At 39.9% G+C, this 18144-nt stretch carries 20 protein-coding genes and 1 pseudogene; 19 read left to right on the top strand and 2 right to left on the bottom strand.

The features are described from left to right. Positions 1–394: 394 nt before the first annotated feature. The 4 genes from rpsL to tuf all read left to right on the top strand — a co-directional run bounded on the left by rpsL (position 395) and on the right by tuf (position 4933). Positions 395–814, top strand: coding sequence for a 30S ribosomal protein S12 (gene rpsL / locus I2D69_RS15540; RefSeq protein ID WP_117854826.1), 420 nt, complete (start codon positions 395–397; stop codon positions 812–814). Between the two features lie 158 nt (positions 815–972). After that, entirely contained in the window at positions 973–1443 is a 471-nt protein-coding gene (gene rpsG / locus I2D69_RS15545; protein ID WP_207664929.1) for a 30S ribosomal protein S7, read from the top strand. A 17-nt stretch (positions 1444–1460) separates the two neighbouring features. Further along, positions 1461–3584: an elongation factor G gene (fusA, locus tag I2D69_RS15550; protein WP_226815287.1), complete on the top strand. Its 2124-nt coding sequence runs from the start codon at positions 1461–1463 to the stop codon at positions 3582–3584. 155 nt (positions 3585–3739) lie between these two features. Next, positions 3740–4933: an elongation factor Tu gene (gene tuf, locus I2D69_RS15555; RefSeq protein ID WP_195380199.1), complete on the top strand. Its 1194-nt coding sequence runs from the start codon at positions 3740–3742 to the stop codon at positions 4931–4933. Between the two features lie 259 nt (positions 4934–5192). Here the strand turns inward: tuf and I2D69_RS15560 are convergent, their stop codons facing one another. Then, complete coding sequence (locus tag I2D69_RS15560; RefSeq protein WP_015541737.1) at positions 5193–5675, bottom strand: helix-turn-helix transcriptional regulator; 483 nt, start codon at positions 5673–5675, stop codon at positions 5193–5195. A gap of 232 nt (positions 5676–5907) precedes the next feature. On the opposite strand from I2D69_RS15560, the gene I2D69_RS15565 reads away from it, so the two are divergent. The 15 genes and pseudogenes from I2D69_RS15565 to I2D69_RS15635 all read left to right on the top strand — a co-directional run bounded on the left by I2D69_RS15565 (position 5908) and on the right by I2D69_RS15635 (position 17890). Further along, positions 5908–6102, top strand: a complete 195-nt coding sequence (locus I2D69_RS15565) for a hypothetical protein (RefSeq protein ID WP_004850599.1) — start codon at positions 5908–5910, stop codon at positions 6100–6102. 11 nt (positions 6103–6113) lie between these two features. After that, positions 6114–7205, top strand: a complete 1092-nt coding sequence (locus tag I2D69_RS15570) for a site-specific integrase (RefSeq protein ID WP_004850597.1) — start codon at positions 6114–6116, stop codon at positions 7203–7205. Positions 7206–7380: 175 nt separating this feature from the next. Then, entirely contained in the window at positions 7381–8457 is a 1077-nt protein-coding gene (locus tag I2D69_RS15575; protein ID WP_082428273.1) for an AAA family ATPase, read from the top strand. Between the two features lie 67 nt (positions 8458–8524). Beyond that, complete coding sequence (locus I2D69_RS15580) at positions 8525–8764, top strand: hypothetical protein (RefSeq protein ID WP_004850590.1); 240 nt, start codon at positions 8525–8527, stop codon at positions 8762–8764. A gap of 174 nt (positions 8765–8938) precedes the next feature. Continuing rightward, positions 8939–9166: a DUF5348 domain-containing protein gene (locus I2D69_RS15585; RefSeq protein WP_173699593.1), complete on the top strand. Its 228-nt coding sequence runs from the start codon at positions 8939–8941 to the stop codon at positions 9164–9166. Between the two features lie 201 nt (positions 9167–9367). Continuing rightward, entirely contained in the window at positions 9368–10783 is a 1416-nt protein-coding gene (locus tag I2D69_RS15590) for a plasmid recombination protein (protein ID WP_015541741.1), read from the top strand. Positions 10784–10787: 4 nt separating this feature from the next. Continuing rightward, entirely contained in the window at positions 10788–11162 is a 375-nt protein-coding gene (locus tag I2D69_RS15595) for a TnpV protein (RefSeq protein WP_004850581.1), read from the top strand. Positions 11163–11294: 132 nt separating this feature from the next. Then, positions 11295–11618: a PadR family transcriptional regulator gene (locus I2D69_RS15600; RefSeq protein ID WP_004850579.1), complete on the top strand. Its 324-nt coding sequence runs from the start codon at positions 11295–11297 to the stop codon at positions 11616–11618. Beyond that, a complete protein-coding gene (locus tag I2D69_RS15605) occupies positions 11615–12202 on the top strand; it encodes a DUF2812 domain-containing protein (protein ID WP_004850578.1) in 588 nt (195 codons plus the stop codon). Before I2D69_RS15600 ends, I2D69_RS15605 begins: the two co-directional genes overlap by 4 nt. A gap of 220 nt (positions 12203–12422) precedes the next feature. Next, complete coding sequence (locus tag I2D69_RS15610) at positions 12423–13478, top strand: helix-turn-helix transcriptional regulator (RefSeq protein WP_004850576.1); 1056 nt, start codon at positions 12423–12425, stop codon at positions 13476–13478. 812 nt (positions 13479–14290) lie between these two features. Next, on the top strand, positions 14291–14485 hold the full coding sequence (locus I2D69_RS15615; RefSeq protein ID WP_195380200.1) for a hypothetical protein: 195 nt from the start codon (positions 14291–14293) through the stop codon (positions 14483–14485). Positions 14486–14489: 4 nt separating this feature from the next. Continuing rightward, a pseudogene (locus I2D69_RS15620) lies at positions 14490–14863 on the top strand (TnpV protein). Between the two features lie 298 nt (positions 14864–15161). Continuing rightward, positions 15162–15962, top strand: coding sequence for a hypothetical protein (locus tag I2D69_RS15625; protein WP_195380201.1), 801 nt, complete (start codon positions 15162–15164; stop codon positions 15960–15962). Between the two features lie 85 nt (positions 15963–16047). Further along, positions 16048–16737, top strand: coding sequence for a response regulator transcription factor (locus I2D69_RS15630; RefSeq protein WP_195380202.1), 690 nt, complete (start codon positions 16048–16050; stop codon positions 16735–16737). A 40-nt stretch (positions 16738–16777) separates the two neighbouring features. Then, on the top strand, positions 16778–17890 hold the full coding sequence (locus I2D69_RS15635) for a HAMP domain-containing sensor histidine kinase (protein ID WP_195380203.1): 1113 nt from the start codon (positions 16778–16780) through the stop codon (positions 17888–17890). Between the two features lie 57 nt (positions 17891–17947). Here I2D69_RS15635 and I2D69_RS19850 read toward each other — a convergent pair. Next, a partial coding sequence (locus I2D69_RS19850; protein WP_207739541.1) for a hypothetical protein occupies positions 17948–18144 on the bottom strand: 197 nt, incomplete at its 5' end.

Below are 18144 nucleotides of genomic sequence, written 5' to 3' on the forward strand. Positions count from 1 at the left end.
CAGTTCTTTTTTTCTTATTATAATAATGCGGAGACGTGAATGCAATGTAAAGTTGGGTTTTCACAACTGTTCTTAAAGAAGGTGAAAAATTTGTTCACGCAATTTCGCACATCTGGTTTATGTATATTTCATCTGAATTCATTTACCACAGCTTGATAATAAAATACATTTTAATAAGAAGAAACCTATTTATAATTCATCGTGATAAATTGTAAAAACCTTGAAAAAATAAGGAAAAATTGATGAAAAACACCTTGACAGAGATATGCAGACAGGATATAATCAAAAAGCGTGCGAAATAAGGCATTTTTTTCCGCGCTTACTAAGATAATAGCAACCGCAAGGAAACCCCATAGAACAATCTATGGAGAAATAAATCGGGAGGTGAAATGGAATGCCAACATTCAACCAGTTAGTAAGAAAAGGACGCCAGACAGCTGTTAAGAAATCTACAGCTCCGGCTCTGCAGAGAACTTATAACTCTTTAAGAAAGAAAGCAGTTGAGCAGTCTGCACCACAGAAACGTGGCGTTTGCACAGCTGTTAAAACAGCTACTCCTAAGAAGCCTAACTCAGCTCTTAGAAAAATCGCCAGAGTTCGTCTTTCCAACGGAATCGAAGTAACAAGCTACATCCCAGGAGAAGGTCACAACCTTCAGGAGCATAGCGTTGTTCTGATCCGTGGAGGAAGGGTTAAGGACTTACCTGGTACAAGATACCACATCATCAGAGGTACTCTTGATACCGCAGGTGTTGCTAACAGAAAACAGGCCCGTTCCAAATACGGCGCTAAGAGACCGAAAGTTAAAAAATAATCCATCCGTATTGCTGCGGAGACTATAGAGATTTGTACGGTATTCCATATACCCTGTCGGTTGCGGGTTAAATATAGGACCATTACCAGTGCGAACATGCAATAGTTTACTGCGTGAGTACCGATGAGATAATCAGGATGATTAAGGAGGGAAGTAACGTGCCACGTAAAGGACATACTCAGAAAAGAGACGTTCTGGCAGACCCGATGTACAACAATAAAGTTGTTACAAAGCTTATCAATAACATCATGTTAGATGGTAAGAAAGGTGTTGCACAGAAAATTGTTTACGGAGCATTCGCCAGAATGGAAGAAAAATCTGGCAAGCCAGCAATTGAAGTATTTGAAGAGGCAATGAACAACGTAATGCCTCAGCTTGAAGTTAAAGCAAGACGTATCGGTGGAGCTACTTATCAGGTTCCGATCGAGGTAAGAGCTGACAGACGTCAGGCTCTGGCTCTTCGCTGGATCACCATGTTCTCCCGCAAGAGAGGCGAGAAGACCATGGAAGAGAAACTGGCTAACGAGCTTATGGATGCAGCCAATAACACCGGAGCATCTGTAAAGAGGAAAGAAGACATGCATAAGATGGCTGAAGCAAATAAAGCATTTGCTCACTATCGCTTCTAATCAAGGAGGAAAATCCATTGGCTGGAAAAGAAGGTAGAGAATACCCGCTCGAGAGAACCAGAAACATTGGTATTATGGCTCATATCGATGCAGGTAAGACAACTCTTACAGAACGAATTCTGTACTATACAGGTGTCAACTACAAGATTGGTGATACTCATGAAGGTACTGCTACCATGGACTGGATGGAGCAGGAGCAGGAGCGTGGTATCACAATCACATCCGCTGCAACAACATGTCACTGGACACTGGAAGAGAACTGCAAACCGAAGCCAGGCGCTTTGGAGCATCGTATCAACATCATTGATACCCCAGGCCACGTAGACTTTACTGTTGAGGTTGAGCGTTCCCTTCGTGTACTGGATGGCGCTGTCGGCGTATTCTGTGCAAAGGGTGGTGTTGAGCCACAGTCTGAGAACGTTTGGCGTCAGGCTGATACCTACAATGTACCACGTATGGCATTCATCAATAAGATGGACATCCTTGGTGCAAACTTCTACGGCGCAGTAGAGCAGATCAAGACTCGTCTTGGTAAAAATGCAATCTGCCTGCAGCTGCCAATCGGAAAAGAAGATGACTTCAAGGGAATCATCGACTTATTCGAAATGAAAGCTTACATCTACAATGATGAGAAGGGCGATGATATCACTATCACCGATATCCCGGAAGACATGAAAGAAGATGCTGAGCTTTATCATACAGAACTGATCGAGAAGATCTGTGAGCTGGATGACGATCTCATGATGGAATATCTTGAGGGCGAAGAGCCAAGCACAGACAGACTGAAAGCAGCTCTGAGAAAAGGTACATGCGAGTGTACAGCTGTTCCGGTATGCTGCGGTTCTGCATATAGAAACAAAGGTGTTCAGAAACTTCTGGACGCTATCCTGGAGTACATGCCTGCTCCAACAGATATTCCACCAATTGATGGTGTTGACATGGATGGAAACCCGACCGTGAGACATTCTTCTGATGAAGAGCCGTTCTCCGCTCTGGCATTCAAGATCATGACAGACCCATTCGTTGGAAAACTTGCATATTTCCGTGTATATTCAGGAACAATGAATTCCGGATCCTATGTATATAACTCTACAAAGGGCAAAAAAGAGCGTGTTGGCCGTATCCTTCAGATGCATGCTAACAAGCGTATGGAGCTTGATAAGGTTTACTCCGGTGATATTGCTGCAGCTATCGGATTCAAATTCACCACAACTGGTGATACAATCTGTGATGAGCAGCATCCAGTAATCCTTGAGTCCATGGAGTTCCCGGAACCAGTTATCGAGCTGGCTATCGAGCCTAAGACAAAAGCAGGACAGGGCAAACTTGGTGAGGCTCTTGCAAAACTTGCAGAAGAGGATCCGACCTTCCGTGCACATACAGATCAGGAAACAGGACAGACCATTATCGCTGGTATGGGTGAGCTTCACCTTGAGATCATCGTTGACCGTCTTCTTCGTGAGTTCCACGTAGAGGCTAACGTAGGTGCTCCTCAGGTTGCTTACAAAGAGACAATCACCAAGGCTGTTGACGTAGACAGTAAATATGCTAAACAGTCCGGTGGTCGTGGACAGTATGGTCACTGTAAAGTTAAATTCGAGCCTATGGATGCCAACGGCGAAGAACTGTACAAGTTCGAGTCTACTGTTGTCGGCGGTGCTATTCCGAAGGAATATATCCCGGCTGTAGGAGAAGGTATCGAAGAGGCTATGAAGGCTGGTATCCTTGGTGGATATCCGGTTGTTGGTGTACATGCAAATGTATACGATGGATCTTATCATGAAGTCGATTCTTCTGAGATGGCATTCCACATTGCAGGTTCTCTTGCATTCAAGGATGCTATGCAGAAGGCAGCTCCAATCCTTCTTGAGCCTATCATGAAGGTTGAAGTAACCACACCAGAGGATTACATGGGTGATGTTATCGGTGATATCAACTCCCGTCGTGGTCGTATCGAAGGTATGGATGATATCGGCGGAGGTAAGATGATCCGTGGATATGTTCCGCTTTCCGAAATGTTCGGATATGCAACAGATCTTCGTTCCAGAACTCAGGGACGTGGTAACTACTCCATGTTCTTCGAGAAATACGAGCCAGTTCCAAAGAGTGTTCAGGAAAAAGTTCTGGCAAAGAAAGACTGATTTAACTACAGGCTGAATCAGGATTTCACATGAAACAATAAAAAGCTTGCAAATATCCTTGATTTGCAATATAATCAAGGATAGCAAGTTTAAAATCGATATGGCGCTCTATTTTTATAGAGAATGAGCCAACTAATCAAGGAGGACATTTTAAAATGGCAAAGGCTAAGTTTGAGAGAACAAAACCGCATTGTAACATTGGTACTATTGGACACGTTGACCATGGTAAAACAACTTTAACAGCAGCTATCACAAAAGTTCTTGCTGAAAGAGTTCCAGGAAACGTAGTAGAGAACTTCGAAGATATCGATAAAGCTCCAGAGGAAAGAGAGCGTGGTATCACAATTTCTACAGCACACGTTGAGTATCAGACAGAGAAGAGACATTATGCACACGTTGACTGCCCAGGACATGCTGACTACGTTAAGAACATGATCACTGGTGCAGCTCAGATGGATGGTGCTATCCTTGTTGTAGCAGCTACCGATGGTGTTATGGCTCAGACTAAAGAGCACGTTCTTCTTGCTCGTCAGGTTGGTGTTCCTTACATCGTTGTATTCATGAACAAATGTGATATGGTTGACGATGAAGAGCTTCTTGAGCTGGTTGAGATGGAGATTCGTGAGCTTCTTTCCGAGTATGACTTCCCAGGAGATGATATCCCGGTAATCAAAGGTTCTGCTCTTAAAGCTCTTGAGGATCCAGCTGGTGAGTGGGGCGACAGAATCATGGATCTTATGGATGCTGTTGACAGCTATATCCCAGATCCACAGCGTGACACAGATAAACCATTCGTTATGCCTGTAGAGGATGTATTCTCTATCACAGGACGTGGAACAGTTGCTACTGGTAGAGTAGAGGCTGGTGTTCTTCACGTATCTGATGAGGTTGAGATCGTTGGTATCAAAGAAGAGACTCGTAAAGTAGTTGTAACTGGTATCGAGATGTTCCGTAAACTTCTTGATGAGGCTCAGGCTGGTGATAACATCGGAGCACTTCTTCGTGGTGTTCAGAGAAACGAGATCGAGCGTGGACAGGTTCTTGCTAAACCAGGAACAATCACATGCCATACAAAATTCACAGCTCAGGTTTACGTTCTGACTAAAGACGAGGGTGGCCGTCATACACCATTCTTCAACAACTATCGTCCACAGTTCTACTTCAGAACAACAGACGTTACAGGTGTTATCAGCCTTCCAGAAGGAACAGAGATGTGCATGCCTGGAGATAACATCGAGATGACAATCGAACTGATCCACCCAATCGCTATGAGCCAGGGTCTTACTTTCGCTATCCGTGAAGGTGGACGTACTGTAGGATCAGGACGTGTTGCTACAATCATCGAGTAATACAATCTGAATATAGATTTGTTATCGTAAGATAACGTTGTGTCCAAACGTAAGATACCCCGGAACCGCAAGGTTTCCGGGGTTTTTCTGTACTCTAAGAAAAGAATTGTTCGTAAATTTATCAGATTAGAAACAGTGAAATATTTATCAGCAAGATGAAATACGGATAAATTTAAAATTGAAAAATAAGGCTAGCGGTGCCAAAACGGTGCCAAAAAGAAACTCCTGCGAATGTTTGCTATTCACAGGAGTAATTTTTTTACCAGCCTTTGATCTGTTTGATCTGTTCAGCACGTTCCGGATCACGATGATATTGCAGCTTCAGACGTATTGTTTCCACAACCTCTTGTCTGGCTTCATCATCAAGCTGATAGAATGATGTAAGCAGATTATCTACATCAGGCATACTGTTCTTACCGAAAAGGTACATCAGCGGATACATGGAATTTTTTAAGTAAGTCTTTACACGACTTGCATCTAATGCTCCGTTCAAACCGTCTGGAAGTGTAGGATAAATCTCTTCTTCCTTAATTGTGCCAGAAAATGGACTGGCAGAACATATCTCATTCACATCAATTTGCAATTCATTCGCAAGTCTTAATGCAAAATCAAATCGAATATTGGAATCTTTTTGAATAATTGAATATAAGGTTGTAGCACTGATTCCGGTTGCCTTTGCAATTTTGCGGACATTTGTGCCTTTTTCATCAAGATATTTCTTTAAATTTTTACCGTCACCCATAGAATCCTCCTTTTTCATATATTAGAAAATTACGAAAAACATAAATCTATAAAATATCATAACACAGACGTGGAATAAAATAAAGAAAAAATAGTGTACGAAGTTCGTAAAAATGTGTTTACGAAATATTGACAACGATAGAAATACATGATATTATCAATTTACGAAAATCGTACAGATATAGAAATACAGTAAACGTATTCTATATCTGGAGAGGAAAGGAGGAGGCAATATGGCAAGTTACAATTATATGATGAGTGCTGATGAAGTGGCACAGGAATTAAACTGCTCAAAATCTCATGCCTATAAACTGGTGAAAGCTATGAATAAAGAATTATCTGCACAGGGATATATTACGATGGCTGGCAGAATACCAAAGGCGTTTTGGGCAAAAAAGATGTATGGCTATGAAATAGCAGGAAATTAGGGAGGATCAATATGGCTTACAGAGAAAAAGACACAAAAAAATGGACAGCCCAGTGGTTTGAGACAAATGTCATGGGTGAGAAGAAAAAACGCAGAAAGCGTGGATTTGAAACAAAGCGAGAAGCATTGGAGTTTGAACGAAGCAAAAAGTTGAGCAATGAGCGAAGTATGGATATGAAGCTGAGCGATTTTATTGAGATTTATTTTTCAGACAAACAAAATGATCTGAAAGATCGAACAATCAAAAATAAAAGATATATGATGCAACAGCATATCGTTCCATACTTCGGAAATCAGATGATGAGTGAAATCAAGGCTTCACAGATTATTCAGTGGCAGAATGAAATTCAGAAAAAAGGCTATTCAGATTCTTATCTGAGAATGATTCAGAATCAGTTGACCAGTCTGTTTACACATGCAGCTAAAATCTATGACTTGCCGGTTAATCCATGCAAGAAAGTGAAACGAATGGGAAATTCAGATTCAAGAAGTTTGAACTTCTGGACACTGGACGAGTACAAACAGTTTATACAGACAATGGAGCCGGGAACAAGATATTATCTTATGTTTGAGATGCTGTTCTGGACTGGATGCAGGATCGGGGAGCTGCTTGCGATTACAAAAGCTGATATCAATTTTGAAAAGAATCAGCTTAGTATCAATAAGACTTATTACCGGACAGGAATGCAGGATATTATCACAGAACCGAAAACAAAACAGTCCTTTCGGACAATCGAAATTCCGGAATTTCTGAAAGAGGAAATTAAGGAATTTGTAGATGGTCATTACGGAATGCCGGATACAGAAAGATTATTTCCGGTTGTTCAAGAAGCGGTACAGCATAAGATGAAACGGCAGATTGAGCTGGCAGGAGTGAAGAAAATTCGAGTGCATGATATCAGGCACAGCCATGTGGCTTATCTTATTGAGAAAGGTGTGGAACCGTTATTGATTCGGGACAGATTAGGTCATAAAGATATTCGTATCACATTGAACACTTATGGACATCTTTATCCAAATCAGCAGAGAAAGATTGCAAATCTTCTGGATAATGAAAATGGAAATGCTGTTACCGGATTGGGAGAAGAAAGAGATGAATGTTGAAAAGGCAAAAGAAAAAGCCCAGATAAATAATCTGAGCAAGTTCTCTGATAATCAGATTCACTGATATACCATCTTGGCAGATTCAGTATATCACGAATCGGGAAATACGACAATTCCCGAATATCTGTTCATCAGAGACTTGCCCGGAAGGGCAGGAGGAGATGATGGAATGAATATGAATGAAAAAAATAAAATTGAGAATTGTAGAATAGAACCAAAACTGAAACTGATCAATATGGATTCAGTAGAGGTGGAACAGGTAGAATGGCTGCTTTATCCGTTTATTCCTTATGGAAAAGTGACCATTATACAGGGAGATCCAGGAGAAGGCAAGACAACGATGGTACTTCAGATTATTGCAAAACTGACCAGAGGAGAGCCGATTCTTCCTGTTACTGATACAACGAAAACAAAAGAAAAACGAAGTGATGAAGTCGATAGTGAGAATGAAGATTTAGATGCTGAAGATAATATGCAGGAACAGTCTTCTGTGTCACCTGTAAATGTAATCTATCAGACAGCAGAAGATGGACTTGGAGATACTATCAAACCCAGATTACTTGCTGCAGGTGCAGATTGTTCAAAGGTGCTGGTGATTGATGACAGTGACCAGCCACTGACAATGGCAGATGTCAGATTGGAAGAAGCAATCGTGCAGACAAAAGCAAAAATGGTTGTTCTTGATCCGATACAGGGCTTTCTGGGAGCGGACGTAGATATGCACAGGGCAAATGAGATCAGACCACTGATGAAGCGTATCGCAGTGCTGTCAGAAAAATATCACTGTGCAGTCATTTTAATCGGTCATATGAACAAAAACAGCAACGGCAAATCTTCTTATCGAGGACTTGGCTCCATTGATTTTCAGGCTGCTGCAAGAAGTGTTTTGATTGTCGGGCGAGTGAAAGATGAACCGGAAGTAAGAGTGGTATGTCATACGAAGAGTTCTCTTGCACCGGAAGGAACGTCCATTGCATTCAGACTGGATAAGAATAATGGGTTTGAATGGATTGGAGAATATGATATCAGTGCCGATGAACTTCTTAATGGAGACGGAAGAGGACAGAAAAGTCGGAAAGCAAAAGAATTTCTCCTTGAGATACTGGCAAATGGAGGAATGACTCAGAAGAAAATTGCAGAAGAAGCAGAAGCCAGAGGAATCAAAAGTAAAACGCTATGGAACGCCAAACGGGAACTTGAAATTGATTCCGTAAAACGTGGAAAGCAATGGTATTGGATGTTGCCAGAATAAAAATGGAAGATGGCAAGATTACCATTTCTTAAGAAGAGGGAATCTTGCTACCTTGAAAGGAGAACAGATGCAAAATAAAAGTGTACAGATTCCATACGAGTTATTCTTTCAGCTCTTGCAATATTTTTTGATGGATAACTACGATGGTGAAGAAATAATCCGGTTGGGATTGGAGAAAAAACTGGATGCAATGGTGAATCGTGAAGTATACAGCAAATCCAAAACAGCACCAACGGAAGAAGAAAGAGAAAAGTTCCGGCAGGAATATCTGGACAGACGGGGAATACCGGAGAACTTTCGATGGTAAAGGTTCTTTCTGAACACTTTATTACAGGAGCGTGTCACGCACCTGTAGATAGCAGATAAGGAGAATGTTGGTAAGGTGTAGTCGGGAGTTGACTGGCGTAGAAGAGAATTTTCAAAAGGGAGCCCTGATTCAGGGCGCCCCTGCGGAAACGGTAGATGAAAGGAGATTGGCACAATGAGAGAAGGAAGATTAGGATATAACAGTTATAACAAAAGATATGGATTATTATCATCAGATCTATGGATTGATACAGGATTTCACTGTGGAGAATACCTGGAAGTGTTGCTTGATGATGAATGGTTTCAGACCAGAATGGAAATGAATCCTGCAAGAGAATGGTATCTTGTAGGGACACCGTATTGTGGTGATTTGGAATATATTCGGGCAAGGATACCGGAGTAAAGGTCTCTGTACCCCCGGAGGGCGCAAGGGTACTTTTGATGGACGGTACGGCTGTCGAAAGTGCTTTTGCGTTACTTTTGACAAAAGTAACAAAACCGCCGTATCCGGCGAATATTTCTTTTTATACTATAGCTGGCAAAGATACAAATTTATGTGCCATGTCTGGCACTGGTTTTAGAAAGCGGGGTGAGGAATATGACGATGAAACGAACAATCAGTGGTATGATCGGGACAGGGTCTCTGGCTCATAACAGACGAGATTTTATAGCAGAAAATGTTGATCCAGACAGAGTGCAATTAAATATTTGTTACCGGAATGAGAATCTGAAAGAAGTCTATAAAGAGCTGTTTGATGAAGCTGTAGAACGGTATAATGTCGGGAAAAGAAAAGATCGGCAGATTACAAATTATTATGAAAAGATTCGCCAAGGAAAACAGGAAAAGTTGTTCCATGAAGTGATTTTCCAGATTGGAAACCGAGAAGATATGGCTGTTGGAACAGAAGCAGGAGATCTGGCTGTAAACGTACTGGATGAGTATGTAAAAGATTTCCAGAAACGGAATCCGACACTTCGGGTATTTAGTTGCTATCTGCATCAGGATGAGGCTACTCCACATCTCCATATTGACTTTATTCCTTATGTGACGGACTGGAAAGGAAAAGGAATGGATACCAGAGTTTCACTGAAACAGGCATTAAAAAGTCTTGGATTTCAAGGTGGAAATAAGCATGATACGGAACTGAATCAGTGGATAAATCATGAAAAAGAAGTTCTGGCAGAGACTGCAAAGCAGTATGGAATTGAATGGGAACAGAAAGGTACTCATGAGGAACATCTGGATGTCTATAACTTCAAGAAAAAAGAACGGAAAAAGGAAGTACAGGAATTGGAGCAGGAGAAAGAGCATCTAACTGCTGAAAAAGAAGAATTAACAGCACAAATTGCAGAATCCAGAGCAGATATCCAGAATTTAAAAGACGATAAGGAACAGGCAATCAAGGCGAAGCAAGAAGCAGAACAAAAGGCAGGGAGCGCAGAAAAAGAACTAAAAAGCCTGGAAGATCGCAGAGAACAGCTACAACCGATTATGGATAGTGTGAGCAAAGAAATCAAAGAATATGGAACGGTTAAAATGTTACTGCCGGAGGCGGGCACGCTAGAACGGGCAGTAACCTATCGAGATAAAAAAATTAAACCACTGTTTCTTCAAATAAAGAATAAGGTTGCTGTAATGGCGGCTCAGGTTAAAGAACTCACGAAAGAGGTGGAAGGTTGGAAGAGAAAATATCAAAAGGTGAAACAAAAATATAATGCTATTCAGAGAGAACTGGATGATATACGTAAAGATAATCAGAAATTGTCAGAAGAAAAAGATATATTACAAGGTGTTTCTGATAGGTATGATCGTGTTGTGCGTGTTCTTGGAATAGAAACTGTAGATACAGCAGTACAGCAGGATATTCAAAACGAGAAAGTCCTGGAAGAAAAGCGACGGATGGAACAAATGCCGAAGGGAAATATTCATGAAAGATTGGCATGGGGAATGAAAAAAAGCGAGATGGAGAATCAGCAGCGTAAGAAAACTAAATCAAAAAACAGAGAAATGGAGAGATAAGATTATGGAAACACACATTTATGATGAAAAGAACGGATTAAGCTATACTTTGCATGGAGATTATTATTTGCCGGATTTGGTATTGAATGAAGAAGAACCGATATATGGGAAATATGGAATGCTGAGGAAACAGTTTCTGAAGGAACACAGATTAGCAAAATATCAATATTTGTTGTTGACTGGAAAGCTGACGGAACACCTGAATCAAATTGATCAGGAGAGCAGAGAGCAGGTGGAAATGCTTATGGAACAGATGGCAGAAAAACAGGGCGTAACTGAAGAATTAAAGGTACAGAATCGGACGAAGTGGGTTAGACTGATGAATAATATAAAAGCTAGTGCAGAAGAAATGGTGTTGAGAGAAATACTTTATATATAAGTATTGTTTGTAAAGGACTGAACAGGAAAAGCATAATACTATCCGGCTTATTAAGATTTATTTCACATCTCTTGATTTTTATTACGGTTACTGATATAGTTATTACAGTAACCGTAATAAGGAGGGAATGCCATGAGGGATAATGTGAAAAGTGGTGCACTCACAGAAGTGACATTCTATATTTTGCTTTCACTCTATTCACCTAAACACGGATATGCTGTCATGCAGTTCATTGAAGAAAAAACAGGTGGGCGGCTTTCATTGGGAGCAGGCACTTTATATGGTGCATTAAATTCAATGCTGGAAAAGGGATGGATTGAGCTTTTCGGAGATAGTGAAGGTAGAAAAAAAGAGTATCTTATCACTGTAAAAGGAAAGGAGATAGCTGAAAAAGAACTTATCAGACTTCGTGAACTTGTAGGTATTGCAAGCGGAATTGTAGGAGGTACACTATGAGCAAAAAGTGTTATCGTTTTTTTGGTGGGCTATTAACGGTACAGAAAAACTGGCTGAATAAGATGGCTGAAAAAGGTTATCGCCTTATTCGAACGGGAAAATTACTCTATGAATTTGAAAAATGTAAGCCAGGTCAAGTTCAATATTGCGTGGAGTTTATAGGACAAAAATCAAAAGCTAATGCTGAAGATTACCATGATTTCTTGGAAGAAATGGGATATTCCGTATTCTATAAAAATATCAATCTTAATTATTCTGTTGGTAAAGTTCGCTGGCGTCCGTGGGCTGAAATTGGCGGTCGTGTTGCAACAAACACTACAACATTTAACAGGGAATTGCTGATTGTAGAAAAAGAAAATGATGGAAAACCTTTTGACCTTCATACGTCCTATGAAGATAGGGCAAATTATTACAGTAATTTGCGAAATCCCTGGCTTTTATTAATGCTTATGCTCGCGGTATTTGCTACTGTAAATCGGTCTGTTATTTTAGGCATAGTTGCTGTGATTTTTCTAATCCCTGTCATTATATACCAGTTGCAAATTATGAAAAATAGGCATGAAGCGAAGATGAAGGAGTGGTGATTCAGGATAACAAGGTTGGTTTAGTTGATGCAATGTAATACACTGTCGTTTGAGGGTTAGTAGCCCGTTCTTAAACTTGTGGGCAGTTTGTTGCTGATGATATAAATATTAGAGAAAATTAATTGAAAGTTAAAAAAAGAAAGTAATAAGTAAACAAAGGCTCAATTGTAAACATGTATTGGGAACGCTATAATGGAAATAAGGACAGGAGGTGTGAACAATGCGTATTGGTGAGCAGATAAAAAACTATCGAAAAACTGCGGGATTAACACAAGAACAGGTGGCAAATTATCTGGGTGTTTCTACTCCAGCGGTAAATAAATGGGAAAAGGGAAATACATATCCCGATATCTCATTACTTCCAGCTTTGGCACGACTATTGAAAATTGATATGAATGAATTGTTTTCGTTTCATGAAGAATTGACAGAAAAAGAGATTGGACAATTTGTGAATGAACTTTCGGAAGTTTCATTGGACAGCTTTACAGAGGCTTTCGAGATGGCATCTCGTAAAATACAGGAGTATCCTCATTGCGACTTATTAATATATACGATCGCAACCGTTCTGAACGGATCTTTGACTTTGTCAGATCTTAATGACGAAGAACGAATGGAATATAATACAGCTATTATTGAGTGGCTGGAACGAACAGCAGATAGTCAGGATGAAAGAGTGAGAAATTCAAGCGTTTTTATACTTGCAACAAAATATGTCCAAATGGAGAAATATGAAGAAGCAAATGCCCTTTTGAAAAAAATTCCTGATACTGTAATTGATGCAACGATTATGAAAACAAGTGTATTAGCACATCAGGAAGGAACAGATACTGCTGCATTATTCTTAGAAGGGAAATTGCTACAGGCAGTTATCAATATCCAAAGCTACTTGTATAAGTTAATAGAAATGGAAGAAGAGACAGGAAATCATGATAAAGCAGAGAAAATTGCTGAGATTACAGATCACATGATATCATTGTTTGGACTATGGAATTATGGCAACACAGTTCCATATCTGCTGATTGCTGGATATCGAAAAGATGTAGAAAAATGTATCCAGTTAATTAAGCGATTATTAAGTGAATCACAGAAGCCTTGGAATATGACACAATCCCCTTTGTATTACAGGTATGAAGATACTGCACAGGGAAAAGCTTTTTCGGGACTTGGAAAAAATTTTGTTCGTGAATTGTATTCGGAAATTGAAAATAAGAAAGAGTATGAATTCTTGAGGGGGAATAAGAAACTCGAATCAATTTTTGAGGAACACTTGAAATAGGTTGTAAAAATGTATGGAAATAGATGTAGTTGAGAAAGAAGAAAATTTTTGACATTTCCACAGATGCGTGCTAATATGATTATAGAAAAAGAGTGCTACCGATAGACGGTTAGTCCACATACTTATTGATTACAAAAATAACCGTTCAGTTTGCAGGCTGGGGCGGTTATTTTTGTGGTTTATGATTATCTTTGCCTAATGTATATCCGATACTAAAGCAGGTTAAGCCGAAGCTCACTACTGCTATGAAGTCCACAATACTCATTGGCTTAGCCCTCCTTTCCACTGGATTCCTTTACAGGTTTCTATGTAATCAGAGGGTCACAGTCCCTCTGGAGAAGGACTAACCGCCTACCGTTATGGTAGCACCCATGTTCTGATTATAACAGTCTGAAACTGTCGGTGCAATATAAAATTGGCAGAGCAGAATCCAGCAACTGTAGAAGAAAATTTTTTGAGTATTTTCCGGTGCCAAAACGGTGCCAAGAAATCAGGCGAATAAAAATACATGGTGTAAATCAGCCGTTTTTCACTATATTTTGGAGAGAAAACCATAAAAAATATGAGATAAAACGGGATTAAAGTATCGTGAAGGTGGACGTACTGTTGGATCAGGACGTGTTGCTACAGTTATCGAATAATTTAGCATAACATCTTAAATTATATATATTGAGTACCGTAAGGTACATGTGTCCAAACGTAAGATACCCCGGAACCGTAAGGTTTCCGGGGTTTTTCTGTTGAGTAAAAAGTTTAAAATAAGGCTGTAAAGAATAGCAAATAAATTAAAAACAGGCAGGTATGGGAAGAAAATGAAAACCTTCGCATATCTGCCTGTGGTACAGCAGGACATTAAAGAACAAAATGCATTGGAAGAAAAACGTCGAATGGAGCAAATGCCAAAGGGAAGTGTTCTGAGACAGTTGGTATGGGCTACTCAAAAGAGCCAGATGGAAAACCAACAACGTAAAAAGAATAAAACAAAATACAAAGGATTGGAGATTTAAAGCTATGAGAAAACAGATTTATGATGAGAAAAAAGGAATGAGTTATACATTGCATGGAGATTACTATTTGCCGGATCTGGTTTTGAACGAAGAAGAACCGACATATGGAAAATATGGAATGTTACGAAAGCAGTTCTTAAAAGAACACAGATCAGCAAGGTATCAGTATCTGTTATTGACTGGGAAACTGAATGAACATCTGAATCAGACAGATCAGGAAGCCAGAGAACAGGTGGAAATGCTTATGAAACAGATGGAAGAAAAAAGGGTGTAACTGAAGAATTAAAGGTACAGGATCAGATGAAGTGGGTTGGGTTAATGAATAATATAAAAGTTAGTGCAGAAGAGATTATATTGAAAAACATGGTATATGTGTGAGGGTGAGAGAAAAGATCGCTCTTTTACACTTTTGTATATATTAGAATAGCACTTTAGAAAGCACTATGGTAAAATAAAGTGAAGGTAAATCGGAATTGCAGATTTAGAAAAATTGTGGGTATTTGAAAAAAGATTGTAACCCTTAAGAGGCGAGAGTAAATATGGTTTTATAGGAAATCTTGTGCTGTTACACTTTCTTGACATTTTCATGACTGTTCTAAGGATATTTTTACATTTGCCTGAGCTATACTTTAGCCATACCGAACAACTGGTAAATAAAAAATCAAGAGGAACTAAAATGATGAACAGATTATTCAAAAGAGGAATGGTAATAGCACTTGCAGCAGCAATGACTACATCCGCAGGTATCCCTGCCATGGCTGCCCAGAAGGAGACACTGGATGAGACAGTGACTACATCAGAGGTAACACAAACAAATGTAGATTATGGTTCTCTCACTCAGAAGGAGATTGAAGAGTTTAACTCCATTTATGACCGACTTGACGCTATCGACAAAGAGGTAATGAAAGATGCAGATGGTCTTTCTGATGAGGATATCTATGCCAGATACGATCAGTATCAGGATGAAACCGATACCCTCATGGATCGCCTTGAGGAGCTTGATAAAAAAGCTGGGTGGATCGACAACGAGGAATATGAATATTCCGAGGATGAGTATAGTGCTCTGTATGATACAGGCAAGCTCACCGCAGAGGAAGCAGAACAGCTTCAGAAAGCATATGAAAGAATCGAAGAAATTGATGCGGAAGTGTGGACGGACGATGATCTTTCAGACGATGAGATCGAAGCCCGCTATGCAAAGTATGATGACGAGATTACATCACTGAACGCACAGATTGAAACGCTTGAAAAGAAAGCGGGGTGGTATGAGGGATACTATGGAAATCTGAGCGAAGATGAAGTCAATCAGCTTAACGGTATTTACAATAAAATTGATGCAATCTATGACAATATTTATAACGGCTCTGATAACCTCTCTGAAGAGGAATTTGCTTCTCGCTATGCGAAGTATTTAGATGAGATTGATGCTTTGGAGGCACAGGCAATCGCTCTTGAAGAGAAAGCAGGGTGCAACTAAAATACAGATATACTGATTTTGAAAGATATAATATGGGGAGTCTCACAGAATTTCTGAGGGACTCCCCTCATATGGGGTTAAAGATATGGCAAAAAAAATCTATTTGGCAGATGATGAACAGGATATACGAGAAATACTCACAGAATTTTTATCCAATGCCGGATATGAGGTAACAGCATACAAGAATGGTGATACACTCTTTTCTGCTTTTCAGGAGAAGCCCTGTGATCTTGTTATTCTTGATATTATGATGCCGGGTTCAGACGGTCTTTCCATATGTAAAAAGCTAAGGACAATATCATCAGTTCCTATTATTATTTTGACGGCAAAGGATTCAGAGTCTGACCATATGAAGGGATTTATGTATGGAGGGGATGACTATCTGATTAAGCCATTTTCGCCGTCACTTCTTGTTGTCCGGGTAAATGCGTTGTTCCGAAGAGTTGAAATGAATATACCGGTAAAGGCAGATGTTTCCTTTGGTGATGTGTGTTTTTCATGGGAGAACCATAATGCCATTGTGAAAGAACATGATATTGGTCTGACTATGACAGAATTTTCGCTTCTGGGATGTCTTATGGAACATGGTGGAACGGCAGTTCCCCGGAATGAAATTCTCGACAAAGTATGGGGAATAGATTCTACGGAGATAGAAACCAGAGTTGTCGATGAGACAGTAAGAAGAGTCAGGCAGAAAATGAAGACAGCAGGCAGCAAAGTTCGCATTAGTGCTGTCTGGGGCTATGGCTATAAACTGGAGGATTGTAATGAATAAGACACGTTATAAAATTGCCGCACTTACAGGTTCCGCCGTTATGGCAGCCATGCTTTTGAGCCTGCTGATTCTGAACATAGTTTTTAATAAAAAAATAGAGCTGAGAGCTGAGAAGGCAATTAAATACGCTTTTACTTTGGATTCAGACGAATATTTGAATTACGAATCTGAAAATGATACGGGCTCTTTATATTATGCCTCACTTGTATATATGGGGGCAGATTCAGAAAACAGGGATGACATATATCAGATTCTGACACCCAAAGAGAAGAAACTTATTGACTGGTATGAAACACACCCGTCTGATAAAATACAAAGGGCAAAAATTAACGAAGCAACTTATTATATGAAAGCCAGAACAGAGTATTACGAAGACGGCAATGAGAGATTACTTGCTTATGTGGATGTTACCGGCGAACCAGAACTCGTAAAAGAAATCAGTTTTGGTATTTTGCTGGATGCTTTTGTCATTGCCGCTCTCGGTGCTGCCATTGGATATTTTCTCGGGAAAAAACTTGAACAAAATGACAAAGCTCAGAAGACCTTTTTTGAAAATACATCTCATGAATTAAAAACCCCGCTTATGGCAATTTGCGGATATGCGGAGGAGATTGAAATGGGAGTCATTACCGATTATTCTCAAGCGGGCAGAATGATAGTGTCTCAGACGGAGCGTATGAGTAAACTTATTGAGGATATCCTGTATTTATCAAAAATGGAAAGCGGTACGGAACCATTAAAGTGTGAACCAATAGAAATGGCATCACTGGTTCAAGATATTTTGATGCCGCTTGAAGGAATTGTGAACAGGCGAAACCTTTCAGTATCGTTAGAACTGGACGAAGGATATGTCAACGGAGACCCGGAGAAGCTGGAACACGCTGTTGCTAACCTGATAACTAATTCCGTAAAATATGCGTGTAGTCAAATCGAAATATCGTGGAAAAATCAAGTCCTTTCCATCTGGAACGATGGAGGAGAACTTAGCACAGAGGATTTTTCCCATATGTTTGAACGTTTTCATACGGGACAAAACGGAAACAGCGGAATAGGGCTTGCCCTCTCAAAAGAAATCGTTGAAATGCACGGATGGAAACTTAGTGCGAAAAATGACAGGCATGGCATATGTTTATCAATGGTATGCCACAGTTAATTTAGGAACAATCAGGTTTACAGCTTCCAGTTTGTTGAGATGTTGCAAAATTTGGAATCAGGAGAGAATAAGAATGATTAACAATTTAATGTACATAGAATTAAAAATGGGATATTCTGATGATGATCCGGCATGGATTGGATATGTCAAAACTTCAAAAAGTAGAATAAAAATTTTTGTCAAGCGTTTTTGAAAATGTCCTAAAATAATTGAAGTATTAGCCCCGGCTTTTTGCTGGGGCTTGTTATATTGAT

The organism is Ruminococcus sp. D54t1_190329_F1 (assembly GCF_015551645.1).
In the GTDB taxonomy this organism is placed as follows: Bacteria; Bacillota; Clostridia; order Lachnospirales; family Lachnospiraceae; genus Blautia_A; species Blautia_A faecis.